Origin of the sequence: Staphylococcus carnosus (genome assembly GCF_900458435.1) — a bacterium.
Classification (GTDB): domain Bacteria; phylum Bacillota; class Bacilli; order Staphylococcales; family Staphylococcaceae; genus Staphylococcus; species Staphylococcus carnosus.
In genome coordinates this window covers 1121276-1143624 of sequence record NZ_UHCT01000001.1, presented here as the reverse complement: position 1 = coordinate 1143624, position 22349 = coordinate 1121276, and the positions used below count along the sequence as shown (strand labels likewise).

Sequence of the window (22349 nt, the reverse complement as noted above, 5' to 3'; positions counted from 1 at the left end):
TGCCCGCTCAGGCATGTCATTTTATTATTTTGACATTTTCTTCATCATATTATTTTTTAAAGCTAAAAACGTATCATAGCCATCATCAGTAGTAAAATGGCCTCCATTTTTAATCACACGGCTTTTACCGCCTAATTTATCTATCAATGCTTCTGTATCTTTATATGGCACGTATGGATCATCTGTAGAACATAAGCCATAAAAATAATCAATTCTCTCTCGTAAGCTTTCATAATCTAAAGTAACATTATCCACTTGGAGATCTTTGTCGATATCTTTTGCATCAGGACCAAAACCAGCGATACTGAAAAAGCCCTCAATGCGATTTTCAGTATGAATATCAAGATACTTCAACCCTGCTAATGTACCGAAACCATGAGTGACAAAATACGTATCATGTTTCTCGATTTGAATTTGTTCATTTAATTGTTCCAACCATTCATCGATATTAACAGGTGTTGAATGTTCAATATCACAAATGTCCATATCATAACCTTCTAAATTCAATGATTGTTCTAACCATTCATACCAATTGGAATGTGCATTGGCTCCTTGACCATGAATCAAAATAATTTTAGTCATAACACTCACCCTCACTCAATAGAAAAAGACCTGAAATTTGAGGTTCATCTTGTTGCATCTCTACAAAGAACCTGTCTTCAGGTCATTTCTTTTATTGTCATTTGTTTTGTTATAAGATGTTATATTTAATACGCATTTGTATTTCTAATAGACATAGATTATTCTTATAACCTTCAAAGGTCAATACCATTAATAAAATATTCACAGATTGTATTTATTTTATTTCACGGTAGCAGCTAATTCTTCAACTGCATCTTTACCTTGCTGGATACAATCAGGCAAACCAACCGCTTCAAACCCTGCTCCTGTTATTCTTAAATGAGGATAGGTTTGACGAATATGTGCTTGAATATCACGAATACGCTGAATGTGGCCTACATGATATTGCGGCATACTTTTAGGTAATCTATTTACAATAGAAAATTCAGGATTACCTTTAATTGTCATCATTTGGCTCAAATCTTTTCTCACAGTAGAAACGATTTGTTCATCATTCATTTCTTCTAAGATATGATCACCAGGCTTACCTACATAAGCGCGCAACAACACCTTGCCTTCCGGTGTCGTAAATGGCCATTTTTTACTTGTCCATGTACATGCAGTAATACGTGTATCAGACGTTCTTGCTATGACAAAGCCAGTACCATCATAAGTGTTTTCAACATCTTTTTCATCAAAAGCTAATACAACAGTTGCAACTGAAGTACTATCCATTGTTTTAAAATAATCTAATGCCGGATCTTCACTGAACCATTGCATAAATGTTTGGTGCGGAACTGTCACTAATACACCGTCATAAAAATGCTTTTCACCATTGTAAACAACATCATAGCCACGTTGCGAACTGATAATATCTTCTACTTTAGTGTTATATAAGATTTCAGTACCTTGATTTTTTACAGCTTGTTCGAGCGCTTCAATAAATGAACTTAAACCATGTCTGAATTGTTTAAACTGACCTTTAGGCGCACCAGGATAGAGTTTTTTCTGACTTTGTCGTAATTGCTTCTCATGACGCATACCTTTAATTAAACTATTGTATTGTTCTTCACGTTCTTTGAAATTAGGAAAAGTACTCATTAAACTCAAATCATCAATATTGGTACCATAAATTCCACCCATTAAAGGTTCAATTAAATTTTCCAGCACTTCATCGCCAAGACGTTCTCTGAAAAAGTGTCCTACAGAAATATCACCATCTTGCATAGCTACTGGTTTTTTAAATAAATCCATTGCTGCACGAATCTTACCTTTAACAGAAATCAGTTTTGTACTGATAAAAGGTTTAACATCTGTAGGTATACCCATAATTGAACCGCCTGGAATAGGATATAAATGATTGTTCGCATATATATATGATTGACCAGTTTGATTCGTAATTAAATCATCACCTAAACCGATTTCTTCCGCTAATTCAGTCATGATTTTTTTTCTGCCCAAATAAGATTCCGGACCCAATTCGATTGTATAGCCATCTTTGCGATACGTTTGAATTTTACCGCCAGCACGGTTTGTTGCTTCAATAACATGAGCATCAAATTGCGGATATTCTTTTTTTAAATAATATGCCGCTGATAAACCTGTAATGCCTGCTCCGATAATTGCAATTTTTTTAGTCATGCTGCCCCACTTCTTTCACTGAAAAAACTGAATAAACTTCATCAGCCATGGCACCGATAAATAAAGGATCTGTATTCGGCATTGGTGGACGATGATATTCTGCACCGATTTCATCACAAACTACCTTACACTCATGATCGTTATCATAAAGTACTTCTAGGTGATTACATACGAATCCGACTGGTGTGTAAATAAAATGCTTATATCCATGTTCTTGGTACAACGTGCGTGTTAAGTCTTGTACATCTGGTCCTAACCATGGTGTACCTGTATTGCCTTCAGATTGCCATCCTTGTGCTGCATGTTTAACATTAGACAATTCTTCAAGTAAATTTTTAGTATCTGCTAATTGATGCGGATATGGATCATGAGATTCAACAATCATTTTCTCAGGCAAACTATGTGCTGATACCACGAGAACAGTGTCATCTTGTTCTTCTTCTGGTATATCAGATAATGTTTTATTAATTTGCTTAACCCAGTATTGAATAAATTTAGGTTGTTGATAAAAGCTTTTAACATGCATTAAACGGATACCATATTTTTCTGCTTCTTCATCCGCTCTTTTATCATATGAACCAACGGAAAAATTAGAAAAATGAGGTGCAAGTACAATTGTAACTGCTTCTTCAATACCATCTTCATTCATTTGTTTTAACGCATCTTCAATATAAGGATGTATATGTTTCAGACCAACATATAATTTAAATTCTATGTCCTTATCTTTATACATTAAATTTAAATTATCTTTTAATGCTTCGGCTTGCTCATCTGTAATTTTTGCAAGTGGTGAGATACCACCGATAAATTTATAACGATCTTTTAAATCTTGCACTTCTTCTGGTGAAGGTTTTTTACCGTGACGTATATCTGTATAGTACGCCTCTATATCACTTTCTTTATATGGCGTTCCATAAGCCATCACTAATAGACCAACTGTTTTAGTCATTCTAAACCCTTCCTTTACCAATCTATTTTCTTACTTTCTTTTCGTATAATCATGAACATATGCTGTAATTTGTTTCAACGTATCCGGATTCACTTCAGGGAAAACACCGTGTCCTAAATTAAAGATATGTTTTCCATGCTGCATACCTTCATCTAATATCTTATCTAATCTTGGTTGTATTACATCCCATGGTGCTAGTAATAATGAAGGGTCTAAGTTCCCTTGAATCGTCTTTGCTACACCAGAATCTGATGTTTCTTTTATCGTTGTGCGCCAATCAATGCCTAAAACATCAATCGGTAAATTATTCCATTCTTCAATAAGATGCGTTGCATTTACACCGAATAATATAATAGGAACATCGTGCTGTGCTTTTATTCCTTTAATCAAACGTTCCATTGATGGTTTAATATAATAATTGAAATCAACTGCATTTAAAGCACCAATCCAAGAATCAAAGATTTGAATCAGCTCTGCACCTGCTTCAATCTGTGCACTTGCATAAGTAATAGACATATCTACTAAATGATCCATTAAAGCAAACCAAGTTGCTTCATCTCTAAACATCATCGCTTTTGTGAAATGATAATTTTTAGATGGTCCACCTTCAATCATATAGCTTGCTAATGTAAATGGTGCACCTACAAATCCAATTAATGGTACATTCAACTTTTCTTCTGTTAACAGTTTAATTGTATCTAATACGTAAGGCACGTCGCGTTTAGGGTCAATCTGACCTAACTTTTCAACATCTTGTACTGTTTTAATTGTATTACTGATTACAGGACCTATACCTGATTTGATTTCAACATCTACCCCTATTGGTTTGAGGGGTGTCATAATATCTTTATATAAAATAGCTGCATCAGTTTGATAGTTATCAACAGGCAAATGTGTAACATAGGCACATAATTCAGGTTGATGTGTAATTTCAAATAACGAATATTTCTCTTTTAAGGCGCGGTATTCCGGCTGTGATCTTCCAGCCTGACGCATGAACCATACGGGTGTATGCGTTACCTCTTCTCCCTTAATCATTTTTAAAATTGTATTATTTTTACTATGCACCTCAGTATCCTCCCACAATAAAATCATTCTAATCTATCATAGCATATCACTAGAATATGCGTATTTTAAACCTTTTAAATGTCATAAAAATGACATAGTAAGATGACCTAACTTTTTAAATCCAACTTATATTATGACATACTTTAAGTAGAGTCTCATTCAACATACTCAGTAAATCTGTAGCCTATTTTTGTGTTTTAATACCACTTAGTCGATTTATTAAGATATAATAAACTTACTAGCACAATTATATAGCTAGCAAATCGTATTATTACATCGTATAATTAAGAGAAAAGGGGGAATTTACCATGAAATTTTATGCATCATATGGTACTTTCGGATACCTCAACCAAATCAGACTTAACAACCCAGACCACCACTTATATTTATATTCAGCAAAAGATACATCATTAATTTTTGAAGAAACAGATATGCCGAGCGCGTTAAAAGAACCGCTTACTTATGAAATTCTTTCAACTGTTAATGAATTAGAAGAAGATGGTTTCTTCGCAGTAGTATTTATTCCTACAGCAGAAAACCATGCGTATCAATTAGAAAAACGATTAATGGGATTAACATTAGATTTTGATAAGTTCCCAGGCTTTAAATGCTATCGTTTCTTAAAACCGGATAAAGGGACAACTTACAAAATTTATTTCGGTTTCTCAGAACGCCAAGCTTATGAAGATTTCAAAGAGTCTTCTATTTATCAAGAAAACTTTTCAAAATCTGCATTATCTCAATTCTTCGGTTCTAGTGGCCAACATTCAAGTTACTTTGAACGTTACCTCTACCCCGTTGATGATAAGTAATGCTGTAGTTAACTAAAAACAACGCCAATTAACTTTTATGTTAATTTGGCGTTGTTTTATGTTAATCACGTAATAATGTTTCCTGATATTTAAGTTTCTTCACAATATTTCTGATTGTCAACCAACCTACGATAAAGAATACAATCGCTGCATAAAATTGTGCTGGGAATAAAATGACATATGTGATTGATAATATAAGCCCAATTGCAACCATGATGTGATATAAAAAGTGTCCATACCCTTTAATCACATTCTCTTCAGGTACAGGCCATACTTGCGGCCATAACCCGTATGCTTGTTGGGTATAAAATTGTGCAGTTTGTAATAAAATAATATACATAAATAATGCACCGACAATCAGTGAAATCCACATTTGCGATAACCATATCATCAATATCAATGCGATAATCACTAATCTTAAAATGATATTGAATGCATCTTTACCTCTTAAGAAACTGCGCTTAAATAAGAATAAATACATATGCTCGGCATTATAATTTTTATCACTTGGTCTCGGTAGTATAAAGTCTAAGTAACGTCGGCGTACTGCTTGAGAACGTAAATGTTTCACGTCAGTAAACATATTAACGAATTTGTAGTAATTCATATGATGCTGGGCTTCAATTGCTATTAATGTCTCCCACGCAAACAATTTTTTCTGATTTGAACGTTTCAATACTAAAATACCTGCCATAAATACAACTAATAATAAAACGCCCCATAATTGATGTAGTCCTAAAATGAGTTCATAAGTTAATGTAAAACAAACCCATTCTATTAAAAGAATGCTCCATCCAGATAATCTAGCTTGTATCCATTCAAGTTTTGCATATAAACCAAGATATGGAAAAATAAGTGCTGTTACAGCGAACACAATATAATAAACAATGTTGTTGTGGTCTAATGTATTAAATAATGGAAACAAAATGACCAAAGCTGCAACTTGCATCAAAATTCTGCCCAGATAGCTATAAATCAAACTATATCTCATATAAATCGACATATGCCGTTCAAATGGTAATAAAAATAAACGGTCCGCTTCTTTTAATAGTGTACGCAGTGGGAATAAAGAAATGGCAGCAACAGCCATACTTGCAAAAAGTGCATATGGTATTCCTTCTGGAATATGTTTGAGCCAATTATTATACCCCATCATGAATGCGCCAAGTAAAATTAATAGGAATATTGAAAAATGCCCATTAAAAATAAACTTATTATAATACGCTTTTTCTTTACTGATTGCCTGACGTCTTTGATTAAATAATGCAATCGCACGATGATCTGTCATACTTGTTGCCCACCTCGTGTGACATGGATGTAGATATCATCTAATGTTTTGCCATGCAATCCAGTTTGTTCACGTAATTCATCTAAGTTGCCGAATGCTGCAATTTTTCCTTCGTCTAAGATAATAAAACGATCACAGTAGCGCTCAGCTGTTGCTAAAATATGCGTACTCATTAATACAGTTCTACCTTCATTTTTCTTTTCGACCATTAAATCTAACATAGACTGAATACCGAGCGGGTCTAAACCTAAGAATGGTTCATCTATGATATAAAGTTCTGGATTAACGATAAATGCACAGATAATCATTACCTTTTGTTTCATGCCTTTAGAAAAATGGCTCGGAAAGATTTGAAGTTCATTTTCTAAGCGGAACGTTTTGAGAAGCGGGTTTGCACGTTCCATTGCAGTATTTTTATCAATTCCATAAGCCATAGCTGTCATATCAATATGTTCTTGCAACGTTAGTTCTTCATAAATAACCGGCGCTTCCGGAATATAGGATAATTTATGTCGATATTCTTCAATGTTATCTTTAATATTTGTTCCTGATATAGAGAGTTCACCAGAACTAGGCGTTAACAAACCTAGCATATGTTTAATCGTGGTACTTTTTCCGGCTCCATTTAAACCAATGAGCCCTACTATTTCTCCATTTTTTAATTCGAAGTTAATATCTTTGATGACAGGCTTTTTACCATATCCGCCTGTTAGGTGTTCTACTTTTACAGTCATATTTGTAACCTCCAACTGTTTTTTATTGTACCAAAAAGTCTTTGAAAAACCCTAAAGTTTTACCCCACTGCATGACTCTTGTTCTATTTGAATGCTATAATTAAAAATAAGTATAAAAATTAAGGAGTGAATTGTGATGTCAAAAACGATTTTCAGCAAAATCATTGATGGCGAAATTCCAAGTTTCAAAGTTTATGAAGATGAGTATGTTTATGCATTTTTAGATATTTCACAAGTGACAAAGGGACACACATTACTAGTTCCTAAAAAGCCATCACCTAATATTTTCGAAACAGATCCTGAAACAATGAAACATATTGGTGCAGCATTACCTAAAGTTGCGAATGCCATTAAAAAAGCGTTCAATCCAGATGGTTTAAATATCATTCAAAATAATGGTGAATATGCAGATCAATCTGTATTCCATTTACACTTCCACTTCTTACCAAGATACAAAGATGATATCGATGGTTTTGGTTATAAATGGATTACACATGAAGAAGAAATTGATGATGATAAAAAAGCTGAAATTGCCCAACAGATTCAAGCGCAATTTGAATGATTAACCTAAAAAAGGGTAATATCTAACTATATCAATTTTGAACATCAAATTAATTAAGGAGAATAACTTATGAGAGTAATACGCGTATTGGCCGGGTTAGCTGCTGGAACTGCTGCTGGACTTGCTGTCACTGCTTTTAATAAAAACGAGTCAAAAGTGAGTCAAACTGAATTTGATAACAGTACTCGTGAATTAAAACAAGCAACAAACAACCTTTCTAATTATTTTAATCAAATCAAAGTTGAATCAAAACAAGTTAAAACAATTGTTGATGAAGTTAAAACTTTGATTAGTGACTTTATGAAAGATATTAAACCGAATATTAATCATATTCAAGAAAATATCGAAGACTTGCAAAAACGTGGTGAAGTTATTTCTGAAGTGATGCAAGAACCTACAAAAAGCCCATCTAAAAGAAATATAACACCATACAACCCTAAAACAACTGCTATAGGATATGGTAAACAAGAAACAATTCACCACCAGCAGTCACCTGCAGCTAGCGAAGCAAGTTCAAATGAAGCTGACAAAGCTGAAACTAAATAAAACTGTATTTAATTCGACCAAATCCACTGTGATTTTGGTCGGATTTTTTAATTAAATCCCCTAAAAATCTCCCCTTTCACTTTCTTTAATTTAAACCATTTAATCTTTTACATAAAATTACAAATTAAACTCTTGACTCTTTTCACTTAAAGATAGATAATACGTAGGTATGTTATAAGAACGGTAAATAAAAACCCTTTTTATATTACTTTTGTGAGGAGGTATCGTTATGTTTTTATGTGCTCGCCGAATCGATATCAATACAAGATTCGGATTACCGCGTATTATTTTTATGGCGATTGTTACTACAATTATTACATTTTTAATCAGTTATGAAATTATGATTTATTTTTCGGATAAACAAATAACAGATCAACACTTTTTCTTATTTGTAATTGCAGCTCTGTTACTTTATCCAATTCATAAATTAATTCATTTAATCATCCTAGCACCCTACTATAAACATATTAAGAAGAAACGTTTATCTAAACGTGCTTGGATACCAATATATAATTTGTACATCAACAACCCAATTAATAAATATTATTTTTGCCTTTGTCTTATCACGCCATTAGTTGTAATTACCGCAGCTTGTATATATCTTGGTCAAGCTTTTCCGGAATATGGTCATTATTTCATGTTCTTGCTTGCCTTAAATGCTGGTTTTTCAGTAATGGATTTGATGTATTTGAAACTTATTTTGTTCTCAAATGAAGGTAAATATATTGAAGAACACTGTACTGGATTTAATATTTTAAATAAATATGATCATCCAACAGACAGACATTTCAATTAATCAATTTAGAGATTCGACTCATGTCGGGTCTCTTTTTTAATTTCGGTAAATAAATTTAACTATTATTTGAAAGCCATATTTAGTTTAATTATTACTTCTACCTCTTCTTTTCATAGTACTTTGGTCGTAGTATGTATAAGATTAATTTGTGTAGGGTTGATAATATGGTATATTAACATTGTTATATTTTAATAAAGGAGTTTAGAGATGAAATCATTTAAGAAGATTATGATTCCTGTAACAGCAAGCGCTGTTTTACTTGGCGCATGTGGAAATCATGCAACTGACTCAAAAGAAGATGTCTTAATTTCTTCTAAAGCCGGAGACGTTAAAGTTGAAGATGTCATGAAAAAAATTGGTAATGATCAAATAGCGAATAGCTCTTTTGAGATTTTACTTGGAAAACTATTAGAGAAGAAATACTCTGATAAAGTAGATACAAAAGATATCGACCAGCAAATTAAAGATGAACAAAAGCAGTATGGCGGTAAAGATCAATTTGAGAGTGCCTTGAAACAACAAGGCATGTCACTTAATGATTATAAAGAACAAAAGAAACTTCAGGCATATCAAAAACAATTATTAATGGATAAAGTGAAAGTTTCTGATAAAGAGCTGAAAGATGACACTAAAAAAGCATCTCATATCTTAATCAAAGTTAAATCAGATGATAAAGATAAAGAAGGCTTAAGTGATAAAGAAGCGAAGAAAAAAGCTGAAGAAATCCATAAAGAAGTTGAAAAAAATCCTGATAAATTTGGTGAAATTGCCAAAAAAGAATCAATGGACAAAGCAAGTGCTAAGAAAGACGGCAGCTTAGGTTATGTAATCAAAGGCCAAATGGTTAAACCATTTGATAAAGAATTATTTAAATTGAAAGACAGTCAAATTTCTGATGTAGTCAAAACAGATTATGGCTACCATATCATCAAGGCAGATAAACCAACTGATTTCTCTTCTGAACGTAGTAAATTGAAATCTCAAATTATCCAAAATAAAGTACAAAAAGATCCTCAAATTTTAGTAGATGCATACAAAGATTTACTTAAAGAATATAAAGTCGACTTTAAAGATAGAGATATTAAAAAAGCAGTTGACGATTCGATCTTAAATGCAGACAAATTAAAACAACAATCTCAAGGAGGAGCTGAAGGCAGTTTTAGCAGCGAAAGTTCTGGTGAAGGTATCTCCACTCCTTAATAAGTATTAAAGTACAAAAAAACCTGAATTCCAATCATAAGGAATTCAGGTTTTTCATTGTTAAACCCCAAAATAAATTAATCTAGACTTTCAGGATTATAAAATTGTCTGTGTTCAAGTGCAAATATTTTTTCAGTAAATTGCCCTTTTCCAGTCTTTTTAAAGGCTTTACTAAACATGTTCATTCTAGCATCAATGTTATCAATATAACATAAGATTTCTGCTTCTTTTAACATCGGTAATTTCGGCGAACCATATTCTAATTTACCATGATGTGAAAGAATCATATGTTGTAACAACATCACTTCTTCCCCATCAATTCCTAATTCAGCAGCAGTTTGCGCAACTTCCTCGCTTGCTAAAGAAATGTGGCCTAACAAATTACCTTCTACTGTATATGAAGTTGCTACAGGACCACTTAACTCTTTCACTTTACCGATATCGTGCAGAATAATACCACTATATAATAAACTTCTATTTAATAAAGGATAAATATCACATAGACTTTTAGCTATCTGTAACATTGTCAGCACGTGATAACTCAGACCACTCGCAAAATTATGGTGTATTGAACTTGCTGCTGGATAGACAAAGAACTCGTTATTATATTTTTTTAATAAGTGTCTTGTGATTCTTTGTAATTTACTGTTTTCAATATCTAATAAGAAATAATCAATTTGTTCTTTGATCTCGTCTGGTGTCAGCGGTGCACCATCTATAAAATCTTTTGCAGATAAATTATCTGCGGCTTCAGCAAGTTTGAACTGATTTACTTTCATTTGTTTACGACCTCGGTAATTAATAACATCACCTTTCGCACGAATGATTGTTTCAGGTTTTAGTACTTCCATATCTTGCTTTGTAACTGTCCAGACCTTAGCTTCTATTTCACCGCTTTTATCTTGTAAGAATAAAGTCATATAATCTTTTCCTTGTGCAGTGACACCTTGTGTTGCTCGGTGAATCAAAAAGAAATGATCTACTGAGTCGCCTGGTTGAAGCTTTTCTATATTTCTCATTATTTGCCTCCTTCTTCAATTTTTTCTAATATAACCTTTTGTTTCGTAGGTACAAAATTATCTTTTGTACATGTAAAGTACAACACTTGATAAGTTTGAGCCATTTCTTTTAAATAGTCCATCATTGCAGCTTTTCGTTGCTTATCAAAATGTACAAATGCATCATCAATAATAATTGGCATTGAATAATATGGTCGTAATATTTTAATTAAGCTTAAACGTAATGAAATATATAAAAGCTCTTTAGTAGATTGACTGATTTCAGTAGGTTGGTACATCTGACCATTTTCATGTTTAACCATGACATTATCATTTGCATAAGTGACTTGTGTATAACGTCCATTTGTTAAACGACTGAATATATTAGTAGCTTCATCAATAACTTGAGGAAGTCTCTTATCTTTAATTTGTTGAATATGCGCATCCACCAATGCTTCTAAATAACTTAAACTTGCCCAGTCTTTTGCATTTTCATTAAACTGATTTTTTAACATATGATAGCGATGTCTTAATTGAGTTAATGTATCGTCTGTTTCCATGTGTTTGATTTGTGCATTCAAATCACTGACTTCACTTTGCAATGTCAAGAATTGGTCGTTATAGTCATCCACTTGTTTAGCTAATAATGTGTTTTCATCTTCCAACTGTACTTTAGTTTTATCGCTTAATTTTGAAGCATCATCATACATAAAATTCTGGTTTTCTAAATATTTATTTAAATCATGATAACGGCTATGGTTACTTTGATAAGTTTGATAACGATTGTGATAACGATAATAAGATTCTTCATTATCAACTTTTACATGTTTAAATAATTTATCTATAAGGTTAGTATTTTCATTTAAATGGGTATTTAGTTGACTTAATTCTTTAGTAAGCAAATCAATACTTTCATTGTTTCTTGTCCATTTAGCATGATTGTCTTCTGCTTGTTTCAACCAACGTTTTACATCATGGAACAATGAAGATTGGTTGTAGTCGGTGATTTGATTTTTAGTTACACGATTTGCATGTTCATAAAATTCATTTATTTTAGACTGCAACTCTTTTTGTTGTCCTTTTAATTGTTCTAAATGATTTGCTAATACTTGAATGCGTTCAATTGTTTTAATACCATCTAAGATTAAACTATCAGTCATTTTAGGTGAAACATGTAAATCTGATTTAATTTCTGAAATGTTATCTTCAAGTTGTTGATAACTGATTTTAGCTTCATCCAATTTTTCTTGAGTTAATGCTATTTTATTATCTAACACTTCATTAGCTTTTTTGATGTTATGATTTTGTTCTCGTAAACGATGTTGTTCATCTAAATCAAAGTTTAAATCATATTTACTTTCAAGATCAGCATTTTGCTTTTCTAATTGCGAAATTTCAGTTGAAAATGCTTCACTATGACCTACTTTAGTAGATTTGACCATAATAGCGCCTATTATAAATCCTATCGCCGCAATACCAAAAATAATTGCAAATATTAATGCTTGAGTTACAAAAGAAAATACTGCTAAACCAGCACCAACGATTGCTAATAATACAAAAGTAATCCGCAACATCTTTTGTTTACGATCTCTTTCCTGCTGCTCAATATCAAAAGCCTCTTTCATTTTTTGATATAAGTTCTTTTTCTCTTTTAGTTCAAATGATTGTTGATTATATTGTTGTTTCTTTTCGAACACTTCATCAGGAACTAAAGCATTTTTCACATCTTCTTGTTCTTCTTGTACATTTGCTTGTTCGATTTTTTGTTCTTCTAAAGTACGTTTAAGTTGTGTGATATAGGAAGTTTGTTCATTTTTATCTGAAATTTGTCGACTCACATAACTCTTAACGCTTTCTGAAACATCAACATTATCATGCATTTCTTTCCAGCCAACATTAGATTTTAAGCTTTGTATTTCACGTTCTTTTTCTTCAATTTCTTTAGAAACACTTTTTAAATCATTTTCTAATTGTTTAATTTCATCTTCTTGTTTAGCAATTTGATTCAGTGCATCTATATCAGACATTTTAGGTACATCAATCTGATCATTTTCATTCTTCAATTGATTCGACTTTTCTTGACGTAAACCAACATCTTTTTTCAACTGATTATTTTGTTGCTTTGAAGATTCGTATCTTTCAATACCTTGTTCTGGAAAATCGAGGGGTTCAATATTTAATTCATGCTCTAATGCTTTCCATTCTTGTGCTTGGTCATGTAATGCAAGTTCTTTTTGTTTAGCTTCATGCATTTTTGAAAGTTGTTGCAGATTTTGATGTAAATGATTCAAACGTCGTTCTGCTTTATCTTTCTCATCGATTAACCGTTGGTAAGAACCTAAATTGCTTTCTTGTTCACGAATTTGGTTTTCTAATTCATTCAGCTGTTCCACTTGCTGATTAATGATAGGATTTTTACCTGATCGTTTATATAATTCATTTTTGCGTTCAGCCAATTGAGTACGCATAGTAGTAAATTGTGTTGAACCTAATGCTCCAGCTTGTAATAAATATTCTTGTAATTGATTTTCGTCCATATTTCGATTGATATTTTGCAATCCTAATACATCAAATGAATAAATACCTTTATAAGTGGATTTATCGATATAGTTCAGCTTTTTTTGAAGCCACTCTTCATCACGAATACCACCATTTTCTAAGTAAACTTTTACATCACCTTGTGCAGCACCTTTAACGCGTTCTACTTCGATTTCTTGACCGTCATCTAATGTTAAATATAATTTACCGCCGTATTGATTTCCTAATCTAGGTTCAAAGCGCGGCTCATTTTCACGTTTAGTCGGAAAGCCAAATAAAATTGAATGTATAAAAGCTTGAATCGTAGACTTCCCTGCTTCATTTTCACCAAAAATCTCTGTTAGTGAATTGTTGAACTGTATTTTGCGTTCAACAAACTTTCCGTATCCATAGATATCTAATGCCTTGATTCTCACTACTTATCACCTCTTAAGTCCGACTTCAATAAAGATTCTGCTCGATTAATCAATTCAGTCTTATCAAATTCATTATAGTTATCAAGATATTTTGAAGCTTTTGGATTTAAATATAAATCGTTCATTGCATGTTCAAATACCTTATTATCATCTTTTAATTCAGATGAAAATTCTTGTGCAATTGGTCTGGATTCATCATCTTTATACGTAACAATCAAATCTTCAACATAAATGAATTGTGTTTGATTTTCTTCATATTCACGAATCATTTCTTCAACTTGCAGAATATCTTGAGAAGGTACTGGAGCATCACTATCAATTTCTAAATGAATGCGATAAAAAGCTTTCCCTTGATTTCTGACACTATCTTTAAATTTCTGAAGTACTTCATATAGACCTTGTTTTGAAATTTGACTTGTTTCTATCTTCACTTCATCGAAACGAATATATTGAGTAGGTACAAAAGTAATATCTAATTTTAATTCGTCGCCTTCTACAAGTAAGAATCCTTTTTCTCCTTGTTCATTAAAGTGGCGTCCTTGAATATTACCTGGATAAAAAATTGGGGGCATATCATTCAGCTGTGAACGTTCATGAATATGTCCTAATGCCCAGTAATGATATAATTTTGTATTCAAATCTTCTAACAGAAACTCAGTGTATCTATGATTATCTGATGTTTTACTATAAGTACCGTGCAATACTCCGATGTGCATGCCTTTTTCACCTTGACTAGATGGATATTCATCTAGCTTATTTTCATAACTTTCATCGTTTTGATAACTGAATCCATGTAGTAGGATTTTTTCACCATGCTTAGTAATCGTTTGGTATGTTTCAACATTTTTATCAAAAACTGAAACTTTTGCTGGCCATTCAGTCGTAATCAGTTCTGATAATGGATCATGATTACCATGACTGATATATACAAATATTTGTTCTTTTTCTAGTCTTTCAAATTGTTCTTTTAAAAAGACTTCTGCTCTTAATGAACGGTTCTCTTTATCAAATAAATCACCTGCAATCACAATAAAATCGACCTCTTCACGCAAAGCATGGTCGATAATTGACTTAAAGCTTTCATATGTACTTTTCTTAACATCTTCATAAATATTAGGGCTTAAATGCGAATGTGATTTGAATGGACTGTCTAAATGCAAATCTGCACAATGAATAAATTTCACCATATGTCGAAAATCCCCTTTTGAGATAAATTTCTTTTTTTATACGGCACTTTTATGTAAAAATTATAGTTTGTGAATAAAAGTATCACTTTATTTTACCATATTTTAAACATAGTAGTCTAAAGAACATACGGCTTAAAAAAGTATAAAAAAACTGCTGAACAAATTGTTCAGCAGTTTTTAACTACAACCTGATTGTTAAATTAGTCAGCGTAAACTTCGTCTAATGGTTTAACAATAATTTGGTTGATTTCTTGGAATACTTGGCTCATTTGTTGTTCTGCAGCCATTAATTCAGCAATATTTTCATCTTTTTCAATTGCTTGAGCTTGTTCTTGGGCTTTTTTCAAATCTTCTTCTTCGATTTGTTCGCCTTGCATTTGCATTTGTTGGAATTTCAATTGAGTTTCACGGAACTCATCGAATAATTTTTTAGATTCTTCATGCGCTTTAACTTTGTCGTATGCATCTTTGATTGCTTTATATTCTTCGCTATTTCTTAACGCATCTTCTAGTTTGTGTGCATGTTCTTGTAAATTTACTGCCATTTAAACTCACTCCTTAACATTTGTGTAACTACGCCGTCATTACAATAACATAAATCGCGACAACTGTCGAAACATTTAGTCATTGTAGGCAAGCATTTTAATATTAAACACTTTTTAATTACGACTCTTACTGTTTACATTCCTCTATTTGAGCTCTTTAAACAAATAAAGCAATAATTCCTTGTAAGCAACCAATGATTCCGCCTAATAAGAAACCGAGAAGCATAATCAATTTCAATTCTTTATTCGCTATTTCAATGATTAATCTTTCAATATAGTCTAAATCAAACGAATTTATTTGTTCTTCCACAATTCCGCTTAAATTGACTTGTTTCATAATTGAAGAAAGATGTTCTGCGGCTTTTTCTACAATCAAGTTTGTTGTCCAAGTTGCGGCGTGTTGTTCAGCATATTTTACTATACTTGGAGCCAAATCTTTTATTGGTTGGTTTACTCTAGCAGAAATATCAGCATAAGATAATATTAGCGGCGTGAATTTCTCTTTAATATTATTGAATTGTTCTGGGCTAACTACTCCACCTAAAGATTTATTTTTTAACGTCATATACTCATTGTTAATTAACTGTGCAACTATTTCACGTGCTTTTGGGTGGTTAGTTAAACGAATCAATTCCATTTGAATACGTTCTGCAATATTTTCTTTTGTCATAAACATCTGTAATAAGCCGATAATTTTACCTTTTTCAGCAAAAAATGTATCAAGCATATTATAGATATCTTGTTCCCCTTTAGCCGATGATAAGTAAATTCTTGCACGATCACATAATAACGGTGTTAGTGCTTCAATTTTTTCATCAAGTTCCACTTCTAGTTCTGAAGGAATCAATGATTTTAGCGGCTCTTGATTATGATCTTGATAATACTGTGCTAATTTTTCATCTATTAGATTGCTTAATTTGTCTTCGGCAGTTTTAGCTAAATCGATTCCAAAATAACCAGCAAAATTTTGCAATGTCGCATTATCTTTTTTCAGCTTTTGGATTTGTTGAGTAATAAAACTTTCAATAGCTTCACGTGCACTTAGAGAGCTGATTTTTTCTTTAATTAAAGATTCAGTAATGAGATGTTCTTCTATGACATTACCAATTTTATAAGCAATTTCTTCTCTTCTTTTAGGTACTAAACCTGGTGTAAATGGAATACGCCATTTACCAATATGATAAGCACGCTGTGGATGGAACAACATTTTAATTGCAATAATATTAGTTATTCCGCCAATCAACGCACCTATTACAATCATAAATAATATGACTAAAAATGCATGCATTTTCGTATCTCCTTTTAAAAAACATTCGTACAATATATTTTACCGCATTTTTGATTACGAGCATAATTTTAAAATCGCAAAAAAAGATTGATGACCTTCTGTAGCCATCAATCTTTTTATTACTTACTTATCTATGGATTAAGTATATTAATCTCACTGTGAGATTCTGTTATAACTTATTCAAAACAAGTCTTAAGCATGAACTAATTCGTCTTTAGAAATTCTTCCAAAGTATGTTTCTGCTTCTCTTAATTTAGAAGTTCCGAAAATAGGTTGTTTATCTTGGTTCAAGACACGGTAGATTTCACTTACTTTATTGCTTTGTAAGATATATCCGTTGCGAGAATCTAATGTATTCCAATAGATATCGCTAGTAGTTGGATGTTTAGGATATGCACAATGATTTCTTGAAATTGTTTGTACTATTTCTAATGGATCACAACCGAATGTGCTGTTCAAAACATCTGAATCTCTGAATAATGCACAAATCGACACACAAGTTGTCCAGTTCGGCAACACACGCTCTTTTTCAATTTGAACAAGTGTTTTCTTTGATAAGCCGATAGTTTGAGCCATTGTATCTTGTGTATAACCTGCTTCTATTCTAACCATCTTGAACTTTGTTTGAATTAAATCTGTAAAACTTTGTCTATCCATTATATTATCTACCTTTCTATTGTGAAATTTCACCGGACACAAGAAATTGCAATTATACACATTTCTTGAAACACAAATTACATCTTAATACAAAATCAACAAAATTAAAAGAGTGAATACGTATTTTTTAACGTATTTCATTAAAGCCGAAATTGCCTGAATTATCAAACATATCTTTTATGTTTCCCATTTAAATTACATATGCTGTTAATCTCTCTATTTTATTGATATGTAAAGGGGTAAGTACTTCATTCTCTATTATGGCGAATATCGACATTTTTTCAAGTCATTTTTTTATTTTAATTTAATTTTACCTTAAAAAAGGAGTTTTAAACCTCATTAAATTTAACCAACAAAAAATACTAAGGTACAGTTTATAACTGCATCTTAGTCTTAAATGTTAATTTGCTTTTTTAGCAAGCTTTCTGTCCTCTTGTTTAGAAATCATGAATGCACAAGCAGCATCCCCCGTTATATTAACTGCTGTTCTCGTCATATCTAACAGTCTGTCAATACCAATTATAATACCAATCGCAGCTGGATTTAAATCTACTGCAGTTAAAACCATAGCAAGCATGATAAGTCCGACTCCTGGTACACCTGCTGTACCAATACTTGCTACAACTGCTATCACAATAACTGTCAAAATTTGTACAATTGATAATTGAGCACCTGATATTTGAGCAATAAATATTGTTGCAACCCCTTGCATTATTGCTGTACCATCCATATTTATTGTTGCACCTAATGGTTGTACAAATGAAGCAATCTCCGGTCGTACTCCCATTTTTTTCGTGCATTCCATTGAAACTGGTAATGCAGCATTTGAACTAGAACCGCCGAACCCAATTGTAATTGCAGGAATAAATCCTTTAAAGAATTTAATCGGGCTATCTTTAGCCAAGAATTTAATTGTCCCACCATAAATAAGAAAGAAATGCAGGATTAGTGCTACAAGTACTACAATGAAATATAATCCTAATTGCTTAATGGCACCTAATCCAGCTCCAGTAAAGGCATGTGCAACTAAACAGAATGTCCCAATTGGAGCAAAAACAGTCATGATCATTGAAATGATATACATTAGTACATCATTAAATTGTTCGAAAAATTGTTTAACAATGAGCGCTTTTTCACCCATTACCATAATCCCTATTCCTATAAATATTGAAAAAGTAATAACTTGAAGCATATTTCCTTGTGTCATTGCTTCAATCGGGTTTTTCGGGAATAAATTAATTAATGTTTGATCAAAAGTTTGTTTAGCAGGTGCTTCTGCCCCTTCATTCTGCTTATCCAAAGTTTTTTGATAAGAGGATACATCCGCACTTTTCATTAAATCAGAATGTCCAGCACCTGGTTTTACTGCCAAGGCTAAAAGTATAGCAATTGTGATAGCTATTGCTGTCGTACATAAGAAGAAAATAAGTGTCTTTAATCCTATTCCTCCTAATAATTTTGGATCTCCCACTCCGACGACTCCTAAAACAATGGAAACAAAAACTACTGGTACTACTAGCATAAAGATTAAGTTTAAGAATATTTGACCTACAGTATTAAAGAAATATTGGTCAATGAATTTAACTGTACCAGATTGCGAAAAAATATCACATATAGAACCAATAACAATCCCTAAAATAAGTGCAATCACGATGTTTAACGTTAAGTGTTTACTTTTCATTTTCCATCCCCCCTTAAAATCCTTTAAGTATATTATAATCAGATTTTTCAGAAAAAGAAAATGGTATTTTATTTGTAAAATTATTCACAAATAAAATACGTGTACACAAATGCTGTATCGTTGCATATTGAACACGTATCAATAAAAATCAAATTAATTTATTTTCCATTGCATAAATTGCAGCTTGCGTTCTATCTGTAACTTGTAATTTCGAAAAAATATGACTGACATGTGTCTTTACAGTTTTTTCAGAAACATATAACGCTTCTGCAATTTCTTTATTCGTTTTACCTTTAGCCATTTCTTTTAAGACTTCGGTTTCTCTATTAGATAGTTTGTTTATATGATGTGGTTTCTTTGCCACATCTTCTATAACCTTTTGCACTTCAGGATGGATTATTTTATTACCTTCTAACACTTTATGTATAGATTGAATGAGTTCATCTGGCTCTACATCTTTCATTTCATATCCGTCTGCGCCTTTATTAATTGCTGAAATAACATGTTCATCATCTGCATAACTTGTCAAAACTAAAATTTTAATAGATGGAAATTCTTTTTTTAATTTTTCAGTTACTTCTATGCCGTTCATTTCAGGCATAACAAGATCTAAAAGTACAATATCAGGCAGAATTTTTTGAGCATGTAAATCTTCAAAAAATTGCTTTCCATTTGAATAGGAACCTTCAACAATCAGGTTATCTATAGTTGAAATTAAAAATTCTAAACCTTGTCTAACGATATAATGATCATCTATTAATGTTACGCGATTTGCCATTGTTCTTACTCCTTATCTATTCTAATCACAGGAATCTCCATAATTATAAGCGTTCCTTTTCCTATTGTAGATTGTATATCGAGTTGACCATGAATTTGTTTAATTCTTTGTTTCATGTTGTGTATACCATGAGATTCTTCACTTATAAATTCAGAATTAAACCCTGTTCCTTGGTCACTTATTTTCACAGTAAAGTTATTATTCTTTTGAATCAACTTAATTTTAACTTGGTCTGTTTGCGCATGTTTTTTTATATTGTTTACCGCTTCTTGCACAATTCTATAAACATGTTCTTCAATACTGCTAGATAAATTGATGAGGCCTTCAACCTGTATTTCCGGCTGCACACCTATCAGTTCACAATACCGTTTAACCGCACTTACAAGACCATGTTCTAAACCTACTGGTTTCAATTGCCAAATCAATGAACGCATTTCATTAACAGCTTGTTGGCTGGTCGTTTCAATAGTTTGAAGCGCTTTTTTAGCAATAGGTTCATTCGTCATTCCATAAGCAGCATGTGCTGTTATTTTTAGTGAAAATAACATCTGATTGACAGAATCATGTAAATCACGTGCCAAACGGTTTCGTTCATTAAGTCTTGCCGCTTCTTTTTCTTGATTTGTCAACTCAATACGCTTAATTGTTGAACCAATTTGAAAAGCAACAGATTCAAGCAGTTCTAAATCCTCTTCTGAATATTTTTCTGTAAATGGTGACGCAACATTCAACAAACCAAATTTTTCATCACCAGATTTCAGCGGCACTGTAGCATGATGCGTGATACCTTCTGATTCATTATGGTATTTCTTATTTGCAGCACTAATTCTCGAGCAATGAATAATATTAGATGCCTTCGTCAAACGCTGACTATTATAAGCTTGTACGCACCAGCATGTCCCTTCATTCATACTTTTGCAATCTTCCTTCATAAGCGATTGAGGAAGATGGTAATCTGCAACCATTTCTTGAATACCCTCTGCATTGATAAAGAAAATCCAGCCTGTAGAAAAAGAACTGCCTTCGATTAAACGTTTTAAAGCACCATGCATCATCGCATAGATTTCAGTCTCTTCATTCAAATATTCAGCTATTTCCTTTAGTAATGCTAGACGTGTAGGTTTAACCATCTGCTCATCCCTCTCGTAAAACAACTTTATTTCATTATACATTCTAAAAACTGTGAACGATAGTATTCTATTGTTTCATCGCTCTTTAAAAAGTCAAATTGTGTTATGATAGGAAGTAATGATTGAGGGAGGAAAATATGGAATTTAAAGTACCTGAACAATATAATAACTATTCTTTACGAGAAATTTTTCAAGATGTTAAATTACCTAAAAAAGAATTACATCAACTAAATATGTCAAAAGAAATCAAAATCAATAATGACGAAGCAAAATTAACGGATAAAGTGCATACAGGTGATACTGCATTTATTCCGACTCCTGATGAAAAAAGTAATTATCTGCCAAGTTATCGTTATGCCGAAATATTCTATGAGGACAATGACATTGCTATTATTAAAAAACCTAAAGGTGTTAAAACACATCCTAATGATTTAAAAGAAAGCAACACTTTAATGAATCATGTTATTTATACACTTGATAGCGAGTATGCAGAACCTATTCACCGTTTAGACCAAGAAACTGTTGGACTTTTAATCGTAGCTAAAAACCCATTAATGAAAAAGTTATTAGATCGTATGTTAGAAGATAACCAAATTTCTAGAATTTATAAAGCACGTGTCAAAAGTCAATTGCCATTAAAACCACAGACAATTGATAAACCGATTGGGAAAGATAAATTCCATTCAAATCGTCGTCGTGTTTCACCAACTGGTCAACATGCAATTACACATATTTTAGATTCTAGAATGATTAAAGAAAATGAGTGCGAATTAGATATTAAACTCGATACAGGACGTACACATCAAATTCGTGTCCACCTTGCAGCCATTGGTCACCCTGTTTTAGGTGATCCGCTCTATGGAGATTCTAAATTAAGACAATTGCAACTGCATAGTCACCAAATTGAATTTACACACCCACTGACAAAAGAAAAAATTTCAGTTTCATTAGATGATGAAAAATAACAAAGAAGC

General features: G+C 32.2%; 21 protein-coding genes. 6 read left to right on the top strand and 15 right to left on the bottom strand.

Features of this window, described 5'->3' with window-relative positions:
- Window positions 1-24: 24 nt before the first annotated feature.
- The 4 genes from DYE31_RS05475 to hemE all read right to left on the bottom strand — a co-directional run bounded on the left by DYE31_RS05475 (window position 25) and on the right by hemE (window position 4246).
- Window positions 25-582: an RBBP9/YdeN family alpha/beta hydrolase gene (locus DYE31_RS05475; RefSeq protein WP_015900650.1), complete on the bottom strand. Its 558-nt coding sequence runs from the start codon at window positions 580-582 to the stop codon at window positions 25-27.
- A 219-nt stretch (window positions 583-801) separates the two neighbouring features.
- Entirely contained in the window at window positions 802-2202 is a 1401-nt protein-coding gene (hemY, locus tag DYE31_RS05470) for a protoporphyrinogen oxidase (protein ID WP_015900651.1), read from the bottom strand.
- A complete protein-coding gene (gene hemH / locus DYE31_RS05465; RefSeq protein ID WP_015900652.1) occupies window positions 2195-3151 on the bottom strand; it encodes a ferrochelatase in 957 nt (318 codons plus the stop codon). Before hemH ends, hemY begins: the two co-directional genes overlap by 8 nt.
- Before the next feature lie 30 nt (window positions 3152-3181).
- Window positions 3182-4246 carry a uroporphyrinogen decarboxylase gene (gene hemE, locus DYE31_RS05460; protein WP_115314369.1) on the bottom strand — a complete coding sequence of 355 codons (1065 nt, stop codon included), beginning with the start codon at window positions 4244-4246 and terminating at the stop codon, window positions 3182-3184.
- Window positions 4247-4527: 281 nt separating this feature from the next.
- Between hemE and DYE31_RS05455 the strand changes: the two genes are divergently transcribed.
- Entirely contained in the window at window positions 4528-5031 is a 504-nt protein-coding gene (locus DYE31_RS05455; RefSeq protein WP_015900654.1) for a hypothetical protein, read from the top strand.
- A 61-nt stretch (window positions 5032-5092) separates the two neighbouring features.
- Here the strand turns inward: DYE31_RS05455 and ecsB are convergent, their stop codons facing one another.
- Both ecsB and ecsA read right to left on the bottom strand, forming a co-directional pair.
- Complete coding sequence (ecsB, locus tag DYE31_RS05450; RefSeq protein WP_015900655.1) at window positions 5093-6319, bottom strand: ABC transporter permease EcsB; 1227 nt, start codon at window positions 6317-6319, stop codon at window positions 5093-5095.
- On the bottom strand, window positions 6316-7053 hold the full coding sequence (ecsA, locus tag DYE31_RS05445; protein WP_015900656.1) for an ABC transporter ATP-binding protein EcsA: 738 nt from the start codon (window positions 7051-7053) through the stop codon (window positions 6316-6318). Before ecsA ends, ecsB begins: the two co-directional genes overlap by 4 nt.
- A 136-nt stretch (window positions 7054-7189) precedes the next feature.
- Here ecsA and DYE31_RS05440 point away from each other — a divergent pair, with 136 nt between their 5' ends.
- From DYE31_RS05440 to prsA, 4 genes are all read left to right on the top strand, one after another.
- Window positions 7190-7615, top strand: a complete 426-nt coding sequence (locus DYE31_RS05440) for an HIT family protein (protein ID WP_015900657.1) — start codon at window positions 7190-7192, stop codon at window positions 7613-7615.
- Window positions 7616-7684: 69 nt separating this feature from the next.
- Window positions 7685-8161: a hypothetical protein gene (locus DYE31_RS05435; RefSeq protein ID WP_015900658.1), complete on the top strand. Its 477-nt coding sequence runs from the start codon at window positions 7685-7687 to the stop codon at window positions 8159-8161.
- A 229-nt stretch (window positions 8162-8390) separates the two neighbouring features.
- On the top strand, window positions 8391-8957 hold the full coding sequence (locus tag DYE31_RS05430) for a DUF3267 domain-containing protein (RefSeq protein ID WP_015900659.1): 567 nt from the start codon (window positions 8391-8393) through the stop codon (window positions 8955-8957).
- 207 nt (window positions 8958-9164) lie between these two features.
- The gene (gene prsA, locus DYE31_RS05425) at window positions 9165-10157 is read left to right on the top strand and encodes a peptidylprolyl isomerase PrsA (RefSeq protein WP_015900660.1); all 993 of its coding nucleotides are present in this window, start codon (window positions 9165-9167) and stop codon (window positions 10155-10157) included.
- A gap of 77 nt (window positions 10158-10234) precedes the next feature.
- On the opposite strand, the gene yhaM is transcribed toward prsA, so the two are convergent.
- The 9 genes from yhaM to DYE31_RS05380 form a co-directional block, all read right to left on the bottom strand.
- The gene (gene yhaM, locus DYE31_RS05420; RefSeq protein ID WP_015900661.1) at window positions 10235-11176 is read right to left on the bottom strand and encodes a 3'-5' exoribonuclease YhaM; all 942 of its coding nucleotides are present in this window, start codon (window positions 11174-11176) and stop codon (window positions 10235-10237) included.
- Window positions 11176-14109 carry an AAA family ATPase gene (locus tag DYE31_RS05415; RefSeq protein WP_015900662.1) on the bottom strand — a complete coding sequence of 978 codons (2934 nt, stop codon included), beginning with the start codon at window positions 14107-14109 and terminating at the stop codon, window positions 11176-11178. Before DYE31_RS05415 ends, yhaM begins: the two co-directional genes overlap by 1 nt.
- On the bottom strand, window positions 14109-15296 hold the full coding sequence (locus tag DYE31_RS05410) for a metallophosphoesterase family protein (protein WP_015900663.1): 1188 nt from the start codon (window positions 15294-15296) through the stop codon (window positions 14109-14111). The genes DYE31_RS05415 and DYE31_RS05410 overlap by 1 nt, the downstream gene beginning before the upstream one ends.
- Window positions 15297-15496: 200 nt before the next feature.
- Window positions 15497-15841: a YlbF/YmcA family competence regulator gene (locus DYE31_RS05405; protein WP_015900664.1), complete on the bottom strand. Its 345-nt coding sequence runs from the start codon at window positions 15839-15841 to the stop codon at window positions 15497-15499.
- A gap of 157 nt (window positions 15842-15998) precedes the next feature.
- Window positions 15999-17129 carry a DUF445 domain-containing protein gene (locus DYE31_RS05400; RefSeq protein ID WP_015900665.1) on the bottom strand — a complete coding sequence of 377 codons (1131 nt, stop codon included), beginning with the start codon at window positions 17127-17129 and terminating at the stop codon, window positions 15999-16001.
- 192 nt (window positions 17130-17321) lie between these two features.
- A complete protein-coding gene (xdrA, locus tag DYE31_RS05395; protein ID WP_015900666.1) occupies window positions 17322-17786 on the bottom strand; it encodes an XRE family transcriptional regulator XdrA in 465 nt (154 codons plus the stop codon).
- A 400-nt stretch (window positions 17787-18186) separates the two neighbouring features.
- Window positions 18187-19467 (bottom strand): dicarboxylate/amino acid:cation symporter, encoded by a 1281-nt coding sequence (locus tag DYE31_RS05390; protein WP_015900667.1) that lies wholly within the window; start codon window positions 19465-19467, stop codon window positions 18187-18189.
- Between the two features lie 148 nt (window positions 19468-19615).
- Complete coding sequence (locus tag DYE31_RS05385; protein WP_015900668.1) at window positions 19616-20245, bottom strand: response regulator; 630 nt, start codon at window positions 20243-20245, stop codon at window positions 19616-19618.
- Between the two features lie 5 nt (window positions 20246-20250).
- A complete protein-coding gene (locus DYE31_RS05380) occupies window positions 20251-21375 on the bottom strand; it encodes a GAF domain-containing sensor histidine kinase (protein WP_015900669.1) in 1125 nt (374 codons plus the stop codon).
- 137 nt (window positions 21376-21512) lie between these two features.
- Between DYE31_RS05380 and DYE31_RS05375 the strand changes: the two genes are divergently transcribed.
- Window positions 21513-22340, top strand: coding sequence for an RluA family pseudouridine synthase (locus DYE31_RS05375; RefSeq protein WP_015900670.1), 828 nt, complete (start codon window positions 21513-21515; stop codon window positions 22338-22340).
- Window positions 22341-22349 lie beyond the last annotated feature (9 nt).